The following is a 17551-nucleotide window of genomic DNA, read 5'->3' on the forward strand; positions in this document are numbered from 1 at the left end:
TGCTGCCATGAAACGAATTCTGATAGCCGACGATCACGAAGCGGTGCGGTCCGGCTTGCGAGCGGTGCTCGAACAGCGAGCGGATTGGGAAGTGGTGGCAGAGGTTACTGATGGCGGCAAGGCGGTCGCTGCGGCGATCGAGAGCCAGCCCCACGTCGCTATCCTCGATTTCTCGATGCCCCGGATGACCGGCGTGGAGGCGGCGCGGCGGATCAAGGACTATCCGCTGCAGACCGAGGTCCTGATCTTCACCGTGCACAATTCTGGCCTGATCGCGCAGCAGGCATTCGAGGCCGGCGCGCGTGCGTTCCTGGTGAAGTCGGACGCCAACAAGCTGCTGCTTGCGGCGGTCGAGGCGTTGCTGTTGCACCGGACGTTCTGCACCACGAGCTGCGTGACGGAATTCGACCGCGGGGCGGGCGGCAACGGCGAGCGGCATTACGAGCTGACGGCGCGCGAGCAGCTCGTGGTCAAGCTTGTCGCGGAAGGCTACAGCAACAAGGGGATCAGCGCGATCCTCAATCTCAGCGTCAAGACAACCGAGGCGCATCGGGCCGCCGCGATGCGCAAGCTTGAGGTGAATTCGACGGCGGGCCTCGTCCGATACGCGGTCCGGACCGGGCTGGTCGAGGCCTGAACGGTGACGTCCGCGAGCCGACCCTGGCGTCAGTACCTTCGCCGGGACATCTCAGGGTTTTGTTGGATAACGCTTGCCGCAGGGCGCCGTATGATCGTTTGACCTTGCGGCCGGTCACTGCCGTTGTCCGCCCGGTCGGACAGGAGCCGGCAAACGGGAACGATGTCGTGAAACGCATCTTGATTGCGGATGATCATGAAATCGTACGTTCCGGCCTTCGCGCGATCGTTGGAACGCGTTCCGACTGGATCGTGAGCGGGGAGGCCACCAATGGCGAGCAGGCCGTCGCGCTGGCGCTCGAAACCCGACCGGACGTCGTGATTGTCGATTACTCCATGCCGATCATGAACGGCCTGGAGGTCAGCCGTCGCCTCAGGACGCTGCACGTGCGAACCGAGGTGCTGATCCTGACCATGCACGAAAGCGAGGAACTCCTGACGGAGGCCATCCTGGCCGGCATCCGCGGCTTCCTCTTCAAGTCCGACGCCCGCAAGCACCTGATTTCCGCTATCGAAGCCTTGCTCGACGGCAGGCCCTACTTCACCAGCGTCCTCCTGGAAAAGCTGCTTCATGATTACCAGGCGAACAAGCAGCACCGCGCCGACATGCTGCTGACATCTCGCGAGCAGAGCGTGGTCCAGCTGATCGCGGAAGGGAATACCAATAGGTCGATCAGCGCGATCCTGAATCTGAGCGTGAAGACCGTCGAGACCCATCGCGCCTCGGCCATGCGCAAGCTCAGAATGTCGTCCACCGCCGAGCTGGTGCGCTATGCCGTCCGCAAGAAGCTGGTCTCGCCCTGAACGGATGCTGATGCGCCGCGCCAGATGCCGCTTCGGTGCGGATGATGACCTTATCCCCGAACTTGCTCATGACACGTTCGGCGCAATGGCGAAGATGCCCCGTCCGGTGTCTAACTCGCTGATGCCGGGAGATTCCACTTCGCCAGGATCTTGGCGAGCGTTCCATCCGATTTGAATTTGGCTATGGTGGCGTTCATCCGGGTCACCAGTGCTTCCTGTCCCTTGCGAACGCCGATATTGACCGGACCGACGACGAAGGGCTTGTACTCGCCCACGAGCCGCACCTTGGGATAGCTGGCATGGCTGAACTGGTAACCCAGGATCGGTCCGTCGCCAAAGCCCGCTTGCAGGCGGCCGGCAGCAACATCGGTGATGATGTCGGCGATCGTCTCGTAGGAGCGCACCTCGGAAAAGACGCCGCTCTTTTGCAAGAGATCGAGATAGCGGGTGCCGACCTGCGCCCCGACGCGATAGCCCTGCATGGCTTGAATGGAGGGATACGCGGCCTTGTCCTGGCTCGGAACGATCGCGCCCTCGCCGTAGGCGTAGACCTGGTCGGTGAAGTCCACGACCTTGGCTCGCTCCGGAGAAGCCGACATCGCCGCCGAAATGATCTCGATCTTGCCCGAGGTCAATGCCGGGATGAGCGACGAGAATCCCATCGGCTGGATCTGGACCTTGAAATTCAGATCGTCGCCGACGGCATGAATGAGGTCGACCATCATGCCCTGGATGGTCCCCGATGCGGTGTCCAGGAACGTGAAAGGCACGCCGGTGGGCGTCGAACCGACTTGCATCAAGGTTTCGGCCTTGCCGATGCCGTTCAGCGATGCTGCGGGTGCAGCTGCCATCATTGAAAGAAGAAGTCGGCGAGAAATCATTGGGGTTCCTTCGGTCGGTGGGGTGTGATTCCATCTAGCCGGCCGCCTGGCGCTCCGTGCGAAGCGTGGGATAGCGCGCCGCCAATTGTTCGAAGAGCTCTCGCACCAGCCCGGCATGCTCTTCGTGTCTGCCGGCTTTGAGCCGCGCGTCGAGTGCCTCGAACAGCTGATGTTTGACGAAGAACCGCCATGCCACCGGCAGCCGCGCCAGGATGTCGGTGAGCTCGCGATAGCGGGCCTCGGTCCAGTGGGCCTCGAAGGCGGTGCGATAGATCCCGAAATCGAACACGTCCTTTTGCTCCGGCCGCGCCTTCTGCATCTCCTCGCGTAGCCTACGCGTTGCGTCCTCATCGACGCGGTTGCCCTCGATGACGACGCCGTATTGCCGGCGCGCGGCTTCGACCGAGACGTAGCCCGAGAGAACATCGACCAGCACACGGCGTGGCTCACGCAGGAGCGGGTCGCCAAATCCTCCGGCACCGGCACCCACGAGGCGGATCCGGTCGCCGGGCTTGCAGGGCACCACGTCGGTATTGCCGAGCGCTTCGGTATCCGGCCCGTCGGGATTCCTGGTGAAGATCGCGTTGGCGCCGGCGCCGCCACCCAGCACGCCCCAGGAGGCGAAATAGGTGCGGTCGCGATTGCGTGCGGTGACGGTGGTGCCCGGCGTGAATACCTCGAACTCCATGGTGAGGCCGAGGCCGCCGCGATAGGCTCCGGCGCCACCGGAGTCCGGCGCGAGGCAATAGCGCCGCATGCGGATCGGCACTTCCAGCTCGTTGATCTCGACCGGCGTGTTGCGCAGGAAGGCGTTGTTGGCGCCCGAGCCGTCGCTGCCGTCACCGTTCGCCATGCCGCCCGCGCCGCCGCCGACCGGCCCGAGCGAAGCCATGACGCCGCGCCCGGCCTGGTCCATCGTCTTCACCGTGACGATCGCCATGCCGCCGGCCGAGCAGGCGGGCAGGCGCTCGGGTATCGCGCGGGAGAACACGCCGAAGGTTAGCATGTGCGTGATCTTGCAGGTCAGGCTGCGCATGCCGACGGCCGCCGGCGCCGTCGCATTGACGACGGTGCCTTCCGGCAGGATGCAGCGAACCACGCGGTCGAGCCCGGAATTGAGCAGGATATCGCTGTTCAGCGTGTAGAGAACGTAATGGAATCCGACCAGCGCGAGCGCATGGCGCGGCATGCCGCCGGTCGGCATGTTCAGCGAAGAGGCGAGCTGCGGATCGCTGCCGGTATAGTCCATGACGGCCCGGCCGTTGTCGATCGTCAGCGTCAGCGCCACGCGCATCGGCTTGCCGCCCTCGCTGTCCTCGTCGGCATATTCGGCGAAGAAGTACTCGCCGTCGGGGATCGTCTTCAGGACGGCCTCGGCCTGCTTCTCGGCGTAATCCATCACCTGGTACATGCCGGCCTTGAAGTCGTCGATGCCGAAGCGTTCGATGATCTCCAGCACGCGCTTCTCGCCGTTCACCAGCATGGCAATCTGCGCCTGCAGGTCGCCGCGATTTTGCGACGGCGCGCGCACGTTCATGGTCATGATGTCGAGCAGGCCTTCGTCGAGCTCGCCCTGGTCGACGATCCTGCATGGCGGAAAGCGGATGCCTTCCTGCTGGATCTCGGTCAGCCTGCGCGATAGCGATGCGGGGACCGCGCCGCCCATGTCGGTGTTGTGGATGTGGCCGCCGACATAGCAGACGATCTCGTCGCGGTAGAACACCGGCTTCCACATCAGGATATCGGGCGTATGCGTCGCCACGCTGCCGCTGTAGGCGTCGTTGGTCATGCAGATGTCGCCGGGGCGATACTCCTTGATCAACCCCAGCACTGGACCGTAGTCGAGGCCGATGTACCACGTCGCCCCCAGCGTCTTCGGGGACGCGAAGGCCAGTCCTTCCGGCGTGATCAGCGCGCAGGAGAAATCCTCGGTCTCCTTCACGAAGGTCGAATGTGCCGTGCGGATTAGCGTGTAGGCCATGCTCTCCGCGGCGGCCACACAGTAATTGGCGAAGATCTGAAGAGCGGAACCACTGAGTGGCATGATTCAAAATCCTTTAGGCCTTCGCGGCGAGATTGATGATGTGAAGATTGCCCCAGCGGTCGACGTTCACCTCGAAGTCGGGGAGCACGCAGGTGGTGGTGTCGTCCTGCGCGATGATCGCGGGACCCGCGAAGCGGTCGCCGGCGCGCAGCGTCTCGCGCCGATAGAGCGGCATCCGCTGCATGGCGCCGTCCATCCAGCAAGGTACGGTCGCGGCGGGCTTCGCTGGCCCAGTCGAGTCCGGAATGGCGGTGATCGCAGGACGCGGCGTGCGGACCTTGGCCACGACGCGCAACGCCACCACCTGGATGACGGCTTTCTCGTCGCGGTAGCGATAGAGACGCTCGTGGGCCTGATGGAAGGCCTCGCGAAGGGCGGCGATATCCTTCGTGCGCATGGCCTCCGCATCGAATGCGGTTTCGATCTCGAAGGACTGGCCCTGGTAGCGCATCTCGGCGGTGTAAGTCAGTTCCGGTACCGGTCCGGCGCCGACCTCGGCGTGCACCCAATCGAGCGCTTCCTGCTCGAGTGTCAGCCGCGTGCGCTCGAGCGATTCCCAATCGTCGTCTCCGAGTGTGCACCAAGCGACCGCGACGAAATCGTTGCGCGTGTCGGCGATCAGGCCGCCGAGCGCGCTCAGCACACCAGGCGTCAGGGGCACGGTGATCCGTTCCATATTGAGCGCACGGGCGAGATGACAGGCGAGCATCGGACCCGCGCCGCCGAAGGCCATCAGCGCGAACTCCCTGGGATCGATCCCGAAACGCGAGATCAGCCGGCTGATCCCCGAATACATACCCGAGATTGACACATTGATGATCGCCTCGGCGACGGCTTCCATCGATTCGCCGAGCCGTGCCGCGAGTGGAGCGATCGCTTCGCGCGCGGAGGCGACGTCGAGCCTGACCGAATCGTAGCCGAGCGCCGTCTGGCCGAGCACGCCGATCGCGGCGAAGGCATCGGTGATGGTTGGCTCGCGTCCGCCGCGCCCGTAGCAGACTGGGCCCGGGGTCGAGCCTGCGCTCTCCGGTCCCACCTTGAGCACGCCGAACGGATCCACGCGCGCGATCGAACCGCCGCCGTCGCCGATCGAGGTCACGGAGACGGACGGGATGTGGATCTGATGGTCGCCGATATATTCGCCGGTCGCGTATTGCGGCTCGCCTCCGACGATCAGCGCGACGTCTGCGGTGGTTCCGCCGATATCGAGGCTCATGACGTTCTTCAACTCGCAAAGCTGCGCGACCCAGGCGGCGCCGATCACGCCGGATGCCGTGCCTGAAAGCACGATCTGGACGCAGTCCGTCTTGCCGCGCTCGGCGCTCATCACGCCGCCATTCGATTTGGTGACCTTGAGATCCGCGGTCACGCCGGAGCTGCGCAATGCTGCCTGCAAGGACGTCAGGTAGTTCGAGACCACTGGCTGCACATAGCCGCCGATCACTGCCGTGTTGGTCCGCTCGTATTCGCGGATGATCGGCCACACTTCGCTCGCACAGGAGACGAAGAGCTCCGGCGCTGTCTCGGCGATGATCGCGCGCACCTGTCGTTCGTGCTCGGGATTGCGGTAGGCGTGCAGCAGTGAGATCACCACGCCCTCGCAGCCGGTCCGCTTCAGCCCGGCCACCGCTTCGCGCACGCTTGCCGCATCGATGGGCTCGAGCTCCTTGCCCTCGGCGTCCAGCCGTCCGTCGATGCCGAAGGTGCGATAGCGCGGCACGAGCGGCTCCGGCCGCGCCGACATCAGATGGTACATGTCGGGCGTCTTGAGACGCGCCAGCACCAGGACATCCTCGAAATAGCGGTTGGTGATCAGCCCGAGGCGGATGCCTTTGCGTTGCACCACCGCGTTGACGCCGACCGTGGTGCCATGAGTGAAATGCACGACCTCGGCGGGATCAATCCCGTAGCGCTCGCCGAGCATGCGCATGCCGTCGGCGACCTCGCGGCCCGGCGCGTCCGGGCGCGAGAACACCTTGAGGCTGCGTACGGTGCCATTGCGCTCATCGAGCACCGCGAAATCGGTGAAAGAGCCGCCGATATCGACGCCTATTCTCAAACCCATAGTTCAGGTCTCTCCTTTAAAGTCGTGTCGAACCATGCCCGCGGTCGGGCAAGGCTTCAGCGGCGCTTCTCCATGTGATCGCGCAGCTGGAAATAACTGCCGAGAATCGGCATGAACCACGTCTGGCCGTGGTAGAGCGGATGGGATGGCAGCGGCGTGCCGAAGGCGTCGAGCGCCAGGTCGTGTTCGCCCAGCAGATGGCGCGCGAGCCGATGGCCGAGCCAGGTCATCGTGGTGACGCCGCTGCCGTTGCAGCCGGCGGCGTAGTAGCAGCCTTGCGGATCGCGCCCGAGATGAGGCAGGGCATCCAGCGTCACCGCGACCTTGCCGCCCCAGCTATGGCTCACCTTCACATCGCGCAGTTGCGGGAAGCGTTCCGTCATCTGTGCGAACAGGATCCTTGCGCTCGCCTTGCGGTCGAGCGGATAGAAGCGCGCGCGACCGCCGAACAGGAAGCGCTGTCCGTCGGGCGAATAGCGGTAGTAGGCCGTCACCCGGTTCGCTTCGGCCACGCCGCGATCCCTGGGGATGAGCGACGTGTGCAGCTCTGCGGGCAGGATCTCGGTCGCGATCTGATGCGAGGTGACCGGGACGAGACGCCGCTTGAGCCAGGGCGTGGCCGCGCCCGTGTACCCGTTGGTCGCGATGACGACGCGTCTTGCGCGAATCTCGCCGCGGCCGGTCACGATCCGGTAGCCGGCGCCGGCGCGCTCGATCGACGTGACGGGCGCATGGCAGGCTAGCTTCGCGCCGGCAGCGAGGGAGGCTGCGAGCAGCCCGCCAAAGAACTTTGCGGGATGCAGATGTCCCGCGCCGTTGATCAATGCGCCGCCGACATAGACGTCGCTCGCGAGCTCGCTGCGCAGTTCACTGCGCTCCAGCATTCGCACGTCGCTGTCGGTATGCGCGTTGAGCCTGGCGATCCGTCCTTCCCAGGTGCGGACCTGCGCGGCCGTCCATGCGGCGGCGATGCGGCCCGCACGGCGGTAGTCGCAGTCGATGCCGTGTCGTGCGATCAATGTCTCGAGGAAGCGATAGCCGGCTGCGGCCTCGCGTAGCCTGTCCTCCACGGTGGCCTTGCCGGCGGCCGCGGCCGCCGCACTGACGCGTTTGGACATGCTCTTGCCGACATTCACGCCGCCGGTGACCTGGCCGCCGCTCAGCGTGCTGGCGCCGATGCCGGGTAGCTCGGCCTCGAGCACGACGACCTCGGTGCCGTGAGCGGCGAGTTCGAGGGCGCAGGAGATGCCTGCATAGCCGGCACCGATGATTGCGACATCGGCCTCGCGCGGCACGCCGCCGTCGCCGGCGTCGTTCGGACGCCAGTCGTCCCACCAATAGGGAGTCTCGGAAAAGTCCGAAGCGAAGATGGAGGACCGAGCTGTCATCGTTGCATCTTTCCCGCGCTTACGACACAGGATCGGCAACGGCCGCGGCCGGGACGACATAGGGCGCGGAGCGTCTCTGGTCGTAGTAGAGAAGGACGCTGATGAAGGAGATGCTCGCGATCACTGCGACATAGCAGGGAACGGCGTAGGGCGTTCCGGTCCGCTCGATGAGAAATGACGCGACCAGAGGTGCAGTCCCGCCGAACAGCGCGGTGCCCGTGTTGTAGGCGATGCCGCTCGCGGTCACGCGCATCTCGCGCGGGAACATGTCGACGAGCCCGATCGTCATGCCGCTGGTGATCAGCGGATAGACCAGCACCGGAATGACGGCGGCGGCAATCGCGCTCGCCGGCGTGGCGAAGCCTGCGACATAGAAGGAAAGGAACATCGCGGGGATCACGAGCACGCAGCCGGCCAGCAGGGTTGGCCGCCGCCCTACGGTGTCGTTGACCCAGCCATAGAAGATGGTGCTCGCCATCAGCACCAGCTGCGCAATGAAGATCGCCAGGGATGCATGCGTCTCGTTGATCTTCACGAAGTTGGTGAGATAGGTCGCAAGGAAGCCGAGCACGAGATAGTTCGACAGTGTGTGGCTCATGAGAATGCTGATGAAGAACAGCATGCGCCGCCACTGGCTGCGGACCACGGCCGAGAGCGGCGGCGCTTCTCTGCGAAGACGACGGCGCTCTTCCTCGATCGCCAGAAATTCCGGCGATTCATCGATCTGGGTGCGGATCCAGAGACCCAGCAGCCCAAGCGGCACGCCAAGCCCGAACATCAGGCGCCAGCCCCAACTGGCCATGCTCTCCGCGCCGATGACGGCCGAGACGAGCGTGAAGATGCCGACTGCGATTGCGGTGCCGGAATAGGCGGCAGCAGGAGAGAAAGAGGCGCGCAGCGCCCGGTGCTGGCTGCTTCCCTGTTCGACGATATAGGCGGTCGCGGCCGTGTACTCGCCACCGGCGAAGAAGCCCTGCGCTAGTCGGCAGAACACGAGACCCGCGGTCGCAAAGCTGCCGGCCACGGCGTAGCTCGGCAGGAATGCCGTGAGAGCGGTCACGACGCACATGCCGCTTACCGAGATGAAAAGAGCAGAGCGGCGTCCCAGGCGATCACCTACGCGCCCCATGACGATCCCGCCAAGCGGCCGGATCAGGAAGCTCGACGCATAGATCATCATTGTCTGCAGCAAGGCCACGGTCGGATCGCCGGGCGGGAAGAATGTCGTGGAGATCACCTTCGCCAGCAGGCCGAAAATCGCGAAATCCAGGAAGTCGATGAGATTTCCGGCCACGGCGCCGGAAATCGCCTTCAGCTGAAGGCGGCGGGTGATTGGGCCGGGGGCAGTCGCTCCGTCTCGGGTCAAGGCCAGTACTCCTTTTGTTTGTTGGACCCGTCCGCTTGCGCGGACCGTCGAGGACGAGCGCCGCATGCACGTCTTGCCCCGGCCGAGCAGCTGTGCCACAATACGGAACGTCGTTCCATTTATGAAGCTAGCAAGGACCTGGAGGGATGGCAAGCGCTGTCGAGGAAAGCCGGCTCTGTGCTATGGGCCGCGCTCGGGGCCATTCCCGCGGGATGGCGAACGCGGCTGGACAGCTCCGCAGAAATCGCGGTCAGGGTGATGAAGAGTCTGTTGAAGAGCCTGGAAGTTCTGGAGGCCGTCGCGGAGATGCAGCCGGTCGGCGTGAGCGAGCTTGCGCGCCGCCTCGATCTGCCCAAATCCACCACGCAGCGCATTCTGCAGACATTCGCGACGACAGGCTGGCTGCGCCCGGTCGGCGGCGAGGCGACCCGCTGGCAGATCGGCCATCGCGTGCTCCACCTTCAGGTGCCCGAGCTCCAGGCTGGACAGCTGTACGCCGTGGCTCGCAAGCCGATGCAGGAATTGCGCGACCAGGTGAACGAGACCGTGCATCTGTCGATCCTGGATGGGCTCGATGTGATGCTTCTGATCGATCGCGCGGATTGTACCCAGAGTGTGAGGACCTTCAGTCCGATTGGCGATCGATCGCCCATTCATGCGACCGCCATCGGCACGGCTGTGATGGCGCACCTCTTGCCGGAGGAAATCGAAGCCATCATCCAGCGCGGTCTGAAGCGCTATACCGAGAACACGATCACGGACCCCGAGGCATTGCACGCGGAGCTCGAACGTGTGCGCAAGCGCGGCTATTCGCTGAATCTTCGCTGCTATCGTCCGGCCGTCTGCGCCATCGGCGCCGCCATTCTCGATTCGCAGGGCCGGCCGGTCGGCGGCCTCTGCATCTCCATGCCGGCTTCCCGCTACGTCGAGCAGAACGAGAAGGTCTGGGGCGACATGGTCAATGCGACGGCGCGCAAGATCAGTATCGGCTGAGCCTGCGTTGCATGTCCCCGCAGCAACGCGCCGCTCGGTTGCGATCCCTAGAAGTCAGAGACTTTTCCGACAGCAAGTCCGGCAAAGCGATCTGGTCGATAGGGTTGGGGATCGACGATCGGCGCGGCGCCGGTCACGAGATCCGCGATGAGATGCCCGGCTCCGGGACCGATACCGAAGCCGTGGCCGCTGAAGCCTGCGGCCAATATCAGCCCAGGCAGGCCGGACGTCTCTCCGATGGCCGGCACGCCATCTGGCGTCGAGTCGATGTAGCCGCCCCACGCGGCGGTGATCTTGGTGTCCTTCAGGGCAGGCAACAGCTCGAGCGCGCGCCGATGCGTGAGCGCGATCGTGTTCTGATCGGGCGTGGGATCCAGAATGCGCATGCGCTCCATCGGTGTCGGCTCGCTCACGCGCCAACGCTGGAGCGTTTCATGTCCGGACTTGATGCCTTCGAGGCCGCCCGGAAGCAGGCTGCGCCAGCGCCGCCGAAACATCGGCAGGAATTGCGGGGAGAAGCGCAGCTGCTGCGCAGTCGGATCGACGCGGCCGCGGCCACTGATGGCGAGCGTGTATCCGCCATCGCCACGCCTCGTCACCGAAACGGCGGAGGTGTGGAGCGCGTCCGGCAGGCCTTTCGCGCCTTGCGACACCGACAGGATGGACGCGCGGATCGAGGCGAGCGGAAGTCGGATGCCGGCCTGATGGCAGAAGGACGAGGACCACGCGCCGCCCGCCAATATAGCCACACGCGTGCGAATCGTGCCGCGCTCCGTCACGACCGCGCTCACGCGGCCGCCCTCGGTCTCCAGTCCGCGTGCCGCGCACATCTGATGCACGGTGCCCCCGCGCCTGAGCATCGCCCGCGCCACCGCGGGCGCAGCCCTGGCGGGATCGGCGATGCCGTCGGTCGGCGAGAAGACGCCACCCTTCCAGGCGCGTCCCGTCGCCGCGCCGCGCTGCGTTGCTGCGGCTGCATCGAGCATGTGCGTGGTAACGCCGACCGTCCGAGCGAAGTCGCGCCAGCGCGCCCAGCCCTCGAGCTCGACCTCGTCGTTGCTGAGATACAGAAGGCCGCAGCGGGAGAAGCCGGTGCTCTCGCCGCTTTCAGTGCCGAACTTTTCCCACAGGTCCAGGCTCTTCGTGGCCATCGGCAACTCGCGGGCATCGCGATTCTGTTGCCGGCACCAGCCCCAGTTGCGGCTGGACTGCTCGGCTCCGATCCGCCCCTTCTCCACGAGTGCGACGCCGAGCCCTCGCAGGGTGAGATAGTAAGCCGCGAACACCCCGATGATGCCGCCTCCGATGACCACCACGTCGGCGCTGCGGGGGAGCTCCGGCGAGGTCTCGATGTGGCTGAGTGGTGCGGGCATCCTGGCTTCCTAGATTTCGCTGGGCGCATCGTAAGCCGCGGATCGCCCCGCGCGGCGCCGGATTCGATGGAAGCTCAGCACTTTATGCTGCATCCTCGGGCGGCTGCAAAACTGTGTTCTAGCAGAGCGGTATGATGTCTGTGGTGGACAATGGATGCAGGATAAGTGAGCTTCTGGCTCGTTGTGCCCAATTTTCTGCTGCGCCTCCCGGCGCGTGCTCAATGGAGAGTCACCCATGAAGCTGGACCGGATCGACATCAAGATCCTCCACGAACTCCAGAAGAACGGTCGCATCACCAATGTCGAACTTGCCGAGCTGGTGAATCTGTCGCCCAGCCCGTGTCTCATGCGCGTGAAGAGACTGCAGGCCGAGGGCTACATCGAGGGGTATTCCGCCCAGATCAACGTGCGCAAGCTGGGACAGACGCTGACGGTGTTCACCGAAGTGACCTTGAAGAACCATCGGCAGATCGACTTCGCTCGTTTCCTGTCGGCCGTCGACAAAGTCGACCAGCTGATTGAATGCCATCTGGTCTCGGGAGGGTACGACTACATGCTGAAATTCGTCACCGCCAGCATCGGCGAGTACCAGACCATCATGGAGCGGTTGACGGACATGGATATCGGCATCGACAAGTATTTCAGCTTCGTCGTCCTCAAGTCGCCCATCGTCCGTTCGCAGATGCCGCTGACCAGCCTGTTTCCGGCTTGATTGCCGGCTGCGCCTACGGATGGCAATAGGCCCGCACCTGTTCGGCGTCCTGTTCCAGATTGTCGAGCCAGCCGGTATCGAGCTTGGGCACCGAAGAGAACAGTAGCCGCGTATAAGGGTGCTCCGGTGCAGCCAGGCGGGTCGACGCGATCTGTTCGACCTTCTGACCGCGATACATCACGATGATCTCGTCGCAGATCGCCTCGACCACCGACAGGTCATGGCTGATGAAAATGTAGGAGATGCCGAGCTCGCGTTGCAACTCCTTCAGCAACTCGACCACCGCGGCCGCCACGACCGTATCGAGGGCCGACGTGATCTCGTCGCACAGGATGAGCATCGGCTCGGCCGCGAGCGCCCGGGCAAAATTCACCCGCTGCTTTTGGCCGCCCGAAAGTTCTCCCGGCAATCGATGCCGCACGGATTTGGGGAGGCGGACCAGATCGAGCAGCTCGCTGACCCGCGCGTCGCGGGCCTTGCTCCTCATGCCATGATAGAAAGTGAGGGGACGCCTCAGGATATCTTCCACCGACTTTGCCGGGTTGAGTGCGGTGTCCGCGTGCTGGAACACGATCTGGATCTGGCGGAGCTCGTTGCGGGTGCGGTTGCGGCCGGCCTTTCCCAATTCGCGCCCGTTGAAGACGATGTCGCCCGCATGAGCCGGCAGGATACCGGCAATCGCCCGGGCAAGCGTTGACTTGCCGCAGCCGGACTCGCCTATGATGCCGAGATTCCGCCCCTGATCCAGCTTGAGGCTGACCGCCTGCACGGCATTGATCAGCGGCTGTCCATCGCGCGAGCGAGGCCCGTAGCCGACCGTGAGATTGTCGACCTCGAGCAACGGGCGCTTCGTCACGCCCTCGCCGTCAGGCTGCCGCTGCTGGGTCTTCGGCCTGAACGCGGCCAGCAACTCCCTGGTGTAGGGATGCCGGGCCTCCTCGAGGATATCGTTGGTCGTCCCCACTTCCTGGACCGTACCGTCCTTGAGCACGACGATCCTGTCGGCGATCTGGGCGACCACGGCCAGATCGTGCGAGACGTAGACGCCGGCGATGTTGTGCTGCGCCGTGACGGACTTGAACGCCCGCAGCACCTCCACCTGCGTCGTGACATCGAGCGCCGTGGTGGGCTCGTCGAAGATGACCACCTTCGGCTGGCCGATTAGGGCCATCGCGGCGGCGAGACGCTGCAACTGACCGCCCGAGACCTGGTGCGGGTAGCGGTTGCCGATCGTTTCGGGCTCCGGCAGCGACAGGGCCTTGAACAGCAAGAGGGCTTTCGCCTGCGCTTCGGCGGCCGACATGAGCCTGTGGATGCGCGCCACCTCGATGACCTGATCCATGATGGTGAGCGCAGGGTTGAAGGCGGCGGCAGCGCTCTGCGGCACATAGGCGACGCTCGTCCCGCGGATGCCGGCGCGTTCCGCTTCCGAAAGCTTCACCATGTCGACGCCGCCCACCCGTACCTCGCCGCCGGTGATCGCGCAGCCCTGCCGGGCGTAGCCCATCAGCGTCATGGCGATCGTGGTCTTGCCCGAGCCGCTCTCGCCGATGAGGGCGACGATCTCGCCTTCGGCAATGTCGAGGCTGACGCCTTTGATGATCTCGACCCGCCGGCCGGCGTCGGTCGTTGCCTCAACCCTCAGATTGCGGATTTCGACGAGGTTTCCCGTCATTCGGCGCTCCGGTCGCGGATCCTGCTCGGCAGGTTATCGATCAGAAGGTTGACGCTGATGGTGAGACTTGCGATCGCGAGCGAGGGGAAGATCACCGCCGGCGCGCCAAAGGGCAGCCCGCCGATGTTCTCGCGAACCAGTGCGCCCCAGTCCGCGTAGGGCGGTTGCACGCCGAGCCCGAGAAAGGACAGGCCGGAGAGCAGCAGCACGATGAAGACGAAGCGCAGGCCGAGATCGGCGAGCACGGGGCCGAGAATGTTTGGTAGAATCTCTGAGGCGATGAGATAGGGCAGGCGTTCGCCCCTGATACGGGCGACCACCATGAAGTCCATCGTATTGACGTTGACGGCGAGAGCGCGCGCGAAGCGATAGGCGCCGGGCGTGTAGATCACCGAGAGCGTCGCAATGAGTGCCGGGATCGACGAGCCGACCGCGGCGACCACGACGAGGCCGAACAGCTTGCTGGGTATAGAGTTGAGCGCATCGAGAAACCGGCTCAGCATGCTGTCGAACCACCCTCCGGCGACTGCCGCAGTCATGCCGAGCGCGACGCCGCTGAAGCAGGCAATGGAGACGGCTGCAAGCGAGATGCCGAGCGTATAACGCGCGCCCATCAGGATGCGCGAGAAGATATCGCGGCCGAGATAGTCGGAGCCGAACCAGAGCTCCCGGCTCATCGGGCCAAAATAGTCGGTATCGACGATCTCGCCCACGGAATGCGGAATGATCTGTGGAGCGAACAGGGCGATGCCGGCCCAGAGGAGGATGATGCCAAGGGCCGACATGCCCACGAGATTGAAGCGATAGCCCAATCGCATGCTGAGCCGGCCTGACGAGGTCGGATTCGTCATCGGAGCCTCGGATTGGACAGGACGGCGATGATGTCGGCGGCCGTGATCAGCGCCAAATAGCCGAGGCAGAAGATCATCGCGCAGGTCTGGATCAGCGGCAGGTCACGGGTCGAAACGGCATCGACCATCAGCTTTGCGACGCCGGGATAATTGAAGATGGTCTCCACGATGATGACGCCGCCGAGCAGGTACGACAGCGAGAGCGCGACCGCATTGATGATCGGACCGAGCGCATTCGGCAGTGCGTGTCGCAGCACGAGCCGGGGGCGCGAGGCGCCCTTGAGCAGTGCCATCTCGACATAGGGCGTATTCAACGTTTCGACGACGGCGGCGCGGGTCATGCGGATCATTTGCGCCGAAACGCCGAATGTGAGCGTCATGACGGGCATCGCGTAGATCCGTACCAGATCATGGAGCGACTTGACCTCGTTGGTGAGGGACAGGGCCGGCAGCCATTTGAGGTAAACCGCGAAGAGCAGCACCGCCAGCGTTGCGATCATGAACTCCGGCACCGAGATGATGCCGATGGTCCCGACGGTCACGATGCGGTCGTACAGCGTGCCGCGCCACATCGCAGCGGTGATGCCGAGGGTCAGCGCGAGCGGCACGGCGATCGCAGCGGTCAATCCTGCAAGCTTCATCGTGTTGACGAACCGTCCGCTGATCAGCGTGGCGACCGGGACGTTGTTCGCGTAGGACTTGCCGAAATCGCCCTGGAACAGGCCGGCGATCCATCTCAGGAAGCGGATGATCGCGGGATCGTCGAGATGCATGGCCTTGCGCAGCCCCTCGACGGCTTCAGGTGTCGCGGACTGCCCGAGCAGAATCGTGGCCGTATCGCCCGGCAGGAGCGTCGTGGCAAAGAAGACGGCGAAGGAAACGATCACGAGTGTGATCAAGGCGATGAGAAGACGCCTCACCACAAGCGACGAAACTTGTCCTCTCACATTCGTCCTCCCACGCCACGCCGCTCGTTTGGGTCAGCTCGGGTTCCGGTCCCGGGGCCCCGAGCCGCGACCTCGCCTTGCACCGGTCAGGCGGTCAGCCAGACGTATTCGGCGAAGGCGTAGCCCATCATGCCGCCGAGCGGATTTGGCTCCAATCCCTTCAGCTTGGCAGAGATGGCGTCCACGTTGGAGATGTAGGCCGGAATGATGGTGCCGGCTTGCTCCGACACGAGGACCTGCATCTCGTTGTACATCTCGCGACGCTTGGCCTGATCGAGCGAGCCGCGGGCCTCGACCAGCATCTTGTCGAATTTCTCCGAGACGAAACGGCTCTCGTTCCACGGCGCATCCGACTTGTAGAGCAGGGAGAACAGGATGTCGGGCGTCGGACGCGGGTTGATGTTGCCGAAATGGATCGGCGCCTTCAGCCAGTAATTGCTCCAGTAGCCGTCGGAGGGCACGCGCTTCATATCGAGCTTCATGCCGATCTGGGCGGCGCTGGCCTGGATGATCATGGCCATGTCGATCGCCGAGCCGGGTGCCTCTGACGTGATGACCTCGATGGTCTGGCCGAGGACGCCGGCCTTCTGGAAATGGAATTTGGCCTTGTCCGGGTCGAACGATTTCGGCTTGAGGGCCGCGTTGTGGTAGGTGTTGGCGGGTGACACGGGTTGGTCGTTGCCGACGACACCGAAGCCGCGCAGGGCCGATTTGACGATCTGCTCGCGGTTGACCACGTATTTCATGCCCTCGACGAAATCCCGGTTGTTGCCGGGCGCCATGTCCATGCGGATGTTCAGGTCGGTGTAGGTGCCCGACGTGGTCGTGGACAGCGCAAAGCCTTCCTTACCGTCGAGGAGGCGGACCGATCGCGGGTTGATCGAGGCACCGAGATGAATGTCTCCGGACAGCAGGGCATTGATCCGGGCGTTTTCATCGGGGATCGCGAAGAACTCGAATGAATCGACGTTCGGGCCGGCCTTGAAGTAGTTGGGATTCTGCACGCCGATCGAGCGCTCGCCGGGGGTGAACTGCTTGCACTTGAACGCGCCGGTGCCGTTGCCCGAGGAGAAATCGGTGGTGCCGTCGGCCACGATCATGAAGTGATGCATGGACAGGATCGTCGGCAGGTCCGCGTTGGGGCTCGCCAGCGTGACCTCGACGGTCGTCTTGTCTACGGCCTTGAAGTCGGTCATCTGGGACGCGATCGCAGCGACCTTCGATCCGGTCGCCTTGTCCAGATGGCGCTTCAGCGAGAAGATGACGTCGTCGGCGCTCAGCTCCTTGCCGTTGTGGAAGGTGACGCCCTTCTTGAGCTTGATTGTCCAGGTCTTGGCATCGCCGCTCTCGATCGATTCGGCGAGCTCCATCTGGGGCACGCCGGTCTGGTCGAGGAAGGTCAGGCGATTGTAGAAGGAGCAGCAGCGAACATAGTCGGTCGAGAGCGAGGCCTTGGCCGGATCCAGCGTGTCGGCGGTCGACGAGGACCAGGCCGCGGCTTTCAGGGCGCCGCCTTTCACAGGCGTCGCCGCCACCGCGTCCGACGCGCGGCCGAAGATCGTGCCGGCTGCAGCCATGGCCACGCCATTGGCGAGCATCAACTTCAGAAGATCACGGCGCGAAGCCCCGCGCCGAATGGCGTTCTCGATCGTGGCATCGTCTGAACAGGACCAGTTCGTCGTGTCGCTCATGTCAATCCCCTCGCTGATTAAGGCTACGACTCGTGTTGCGGTGAGCGGCAGATTGTTCTGCCGCGCCGTTGTGGTGGATGCCGGCGCGGTCCGTCGTAACGACGGTGCCGTGTTTCCACTCAGAA

General features: G+C 64.3%; 14 protein-coding genes. 4 read left to right on the forward strand and 10 right to left on the reverse strand.

From position 1 onward, the window contains the following. The first annotated feature begins 7 nt into the window (after positions 1-7). Positions 8-637, forward strand: a complete 630-nt coding sequence (locus JQ603_RS07775; protein WP_212337854.1) for a response regulator transcription factor — start codon at positions 8-10, stop codon at positions 635-637. A 167-nt stretch (positions 638-804) separates the two neighbouring features. After that, positions 805-1440 (forward strand): response regulator, encoded by a 636-nt coding sequence (locus JQ603_RS07780; RefSeq protein WP_212338259.1) that lies wholly within the window; start codon positions 805-807, stop codon positions 1438-1440. 110 nt (positions 1441-1550) lie between these two features. Here JQ603_RS07780 and JQ603_RS07785 read toward each other — a convergent pair whose 3' ends face one another. From JQ603_RS07785 to JQ603_RS07805, 5 genes are all read right to left on the reverse strand, one after another. Continuing rightward, complete coding sequence (locus JQ603_RS07785; protein WP_245003410.1) at positions 1551-2294, reverse strand: ABC transporter substrate-binding protein; 744 nt, start codon at positions 2292-2294, stop codon at positions 1551-1553. A 61-nt stretch (positions 2295-2355) separates the two neighbouring features. Continuing rightward, on the reverse strand, positions 2356-4365 hold the full coding sequence (locus JQ603_RS07790; RefSeq protein WP_212337856.1) for a hydantoinase B/oxoprolinase family protein: 2010 nt from the start codon (positions 4363-4365) through the stop codon (positions 2356-2358). A gap of 13 nt (positions 4366-4378) precedes the next feature. Further along, on the reverse strand, positions 4379-6430 hold the full coding sequence (locus JQ603_RS07795) for a hydantoinase/oxoprolinase family protein (RefSeq protein WP_212337858.1): 2052 nt from the start codon (positions 6428-6430) through the stop codon (positions 4379-4381). Between the two features lie 56 nt (positions 6431-6486). Next, complete coding sequence (locus tag JQ603_RS07800) at positions 6487-7818, reverse strand: NAD(P)/FAD-dependent oxidoreductase (RefSeq protein ID WP_245003411.1); 1332 nt, start codon at positions 7816-7818, stop codon at positions 6487-6489. Positions 7819-7837: 19 nt separating this feature from the next. Beyond that, positions 7838-9184, reverse strand: a complete 1347-nt coding sequence (locus JQ603_RS07805; protein WP_212337862.1) for an MFS transporter — start codon at positions 9182-9184, stop codon at positions 7838-7840. Between the two features lie 258 nt (positions 9185-9442). Between JQ603_RS07805 and JQ603_RS07810 the strand changes: the two genes are divergently transcribed. After that, positions 9443-10177: an IclR family transcriptional regulator gene (locus tag JQ603_RS07810; protein ID WP_212337864.1), complete on the forward strand. Its 735-nt coding sequence runs from the start codon at positions 9443-9445 to the stop codon at positions 10175-10177. A gap of 47 nt (positions 10178-10224) precedes the next feature. Here the strand turns inward: JQ603_RS07810 and JQ603_RS07815 are convergent, their stop codons facing one another. After that, positions 10225-11550 carry an NAD(P)/FAD-dependent oxidoreductase gene (locus JQ603_RS07815; RefSeq protein WP_212337865.1) on the reverse strand — a complete coding sequence of 442 codons (1326 nt, stop codon included), beginning with the start codon at positions 11548-11550 and terminating at the stop codon, positions 10225-10227. Between the two features lie 235 nt (positions 11551-11785). Between JQ603_RS07815 and JQ603_RS07820 the strand changes: the two genes are divergently transcribed. Further along, positions 11786-12262 (forward strand): Lrp/AsnC family transcriptional regulator, encoded by a 477-nt coding sequence (locus JQ603_RS07820; RefSeq protein ID WP_211405921.1) that lies wholly within the window; start codon positions 11786-11788, stop codon positions 12260-12262. Between the two features lie 13 nt (positions 12263-12275). Here the strand turns inward: JQ603_RS07820 and JQ603_RS07825 are convergent, their stop codons facing one another. The 4 genes from JQ603_RS07825 to JQ603_RS07840 all read right to left on the reverse strand — a co-directional run bounded on the left by JQ603_RS07825 (position 12276) and on the right by JQ603_RS07840 (position 17426). Continuing rightward, positions 12276-13937, reverse strand: a complete 1662-nt coding sequence (locus tag JQ603_RS07825; protein ID WP_212337867.1) for an ABC transporter ATP-binding protein — start codon at positions 13935-13937, stop codon at positions 12276-12278. Then, on the reverse strand, positions 13934-14788 hold the full coding sequence (locus tag JQ603_RS07830) for an ABC transporter permease (RefSeq protein WP_212337869.1): 855 nt from the start codon (positions 14786-14788) through the stop codon (positions 13934-13936). The genes JQ603_RS07825 and JQ603_RS07830 overlap by 4 nt, the downstream gene beginning before the upstream one ends. Beyond that, positions 14785-15735, reverse strand: a complete 951-nt coding sequence (locus JQ603_RS07835; protein ID WP_212337871.1) for an ABC transporter permease — start codon at positions 15733-15735, stop codon at positions 14785-14787. The genes JQ603_RS07830 and JQ603_RS07835 overlap by 4 nt, the downstream gene beginning before the upstream one ends. Positions 15736-15821: 86 nt before the next feature. Then, positions 15822-17426 carry an ABC transporter substrate-binding protein gene (locus JQ603_RS07840; protein ID WP_212337873.1) on the reverse strand — a complete coding sequence of 535 codons (1605 nt, stop codon included), beginning with the start codon at positions 17424-17426 and terminating at the stop codon, positions 15822-15824. Positions 17427-17551 lie beyond the last annotated feature (125 nt).

Origin of the sequence: Bradyrhizobium liaoningense (assembly GCF_018130825.1) — a bacterium.
Lineage (GTDB): Bacteria > Pseudomonadota > Alphaproteobacteria > Rhizobiales > Xanthobacteraceae > Bradyrhizobium > Bradyrhizobium liaoningense_B.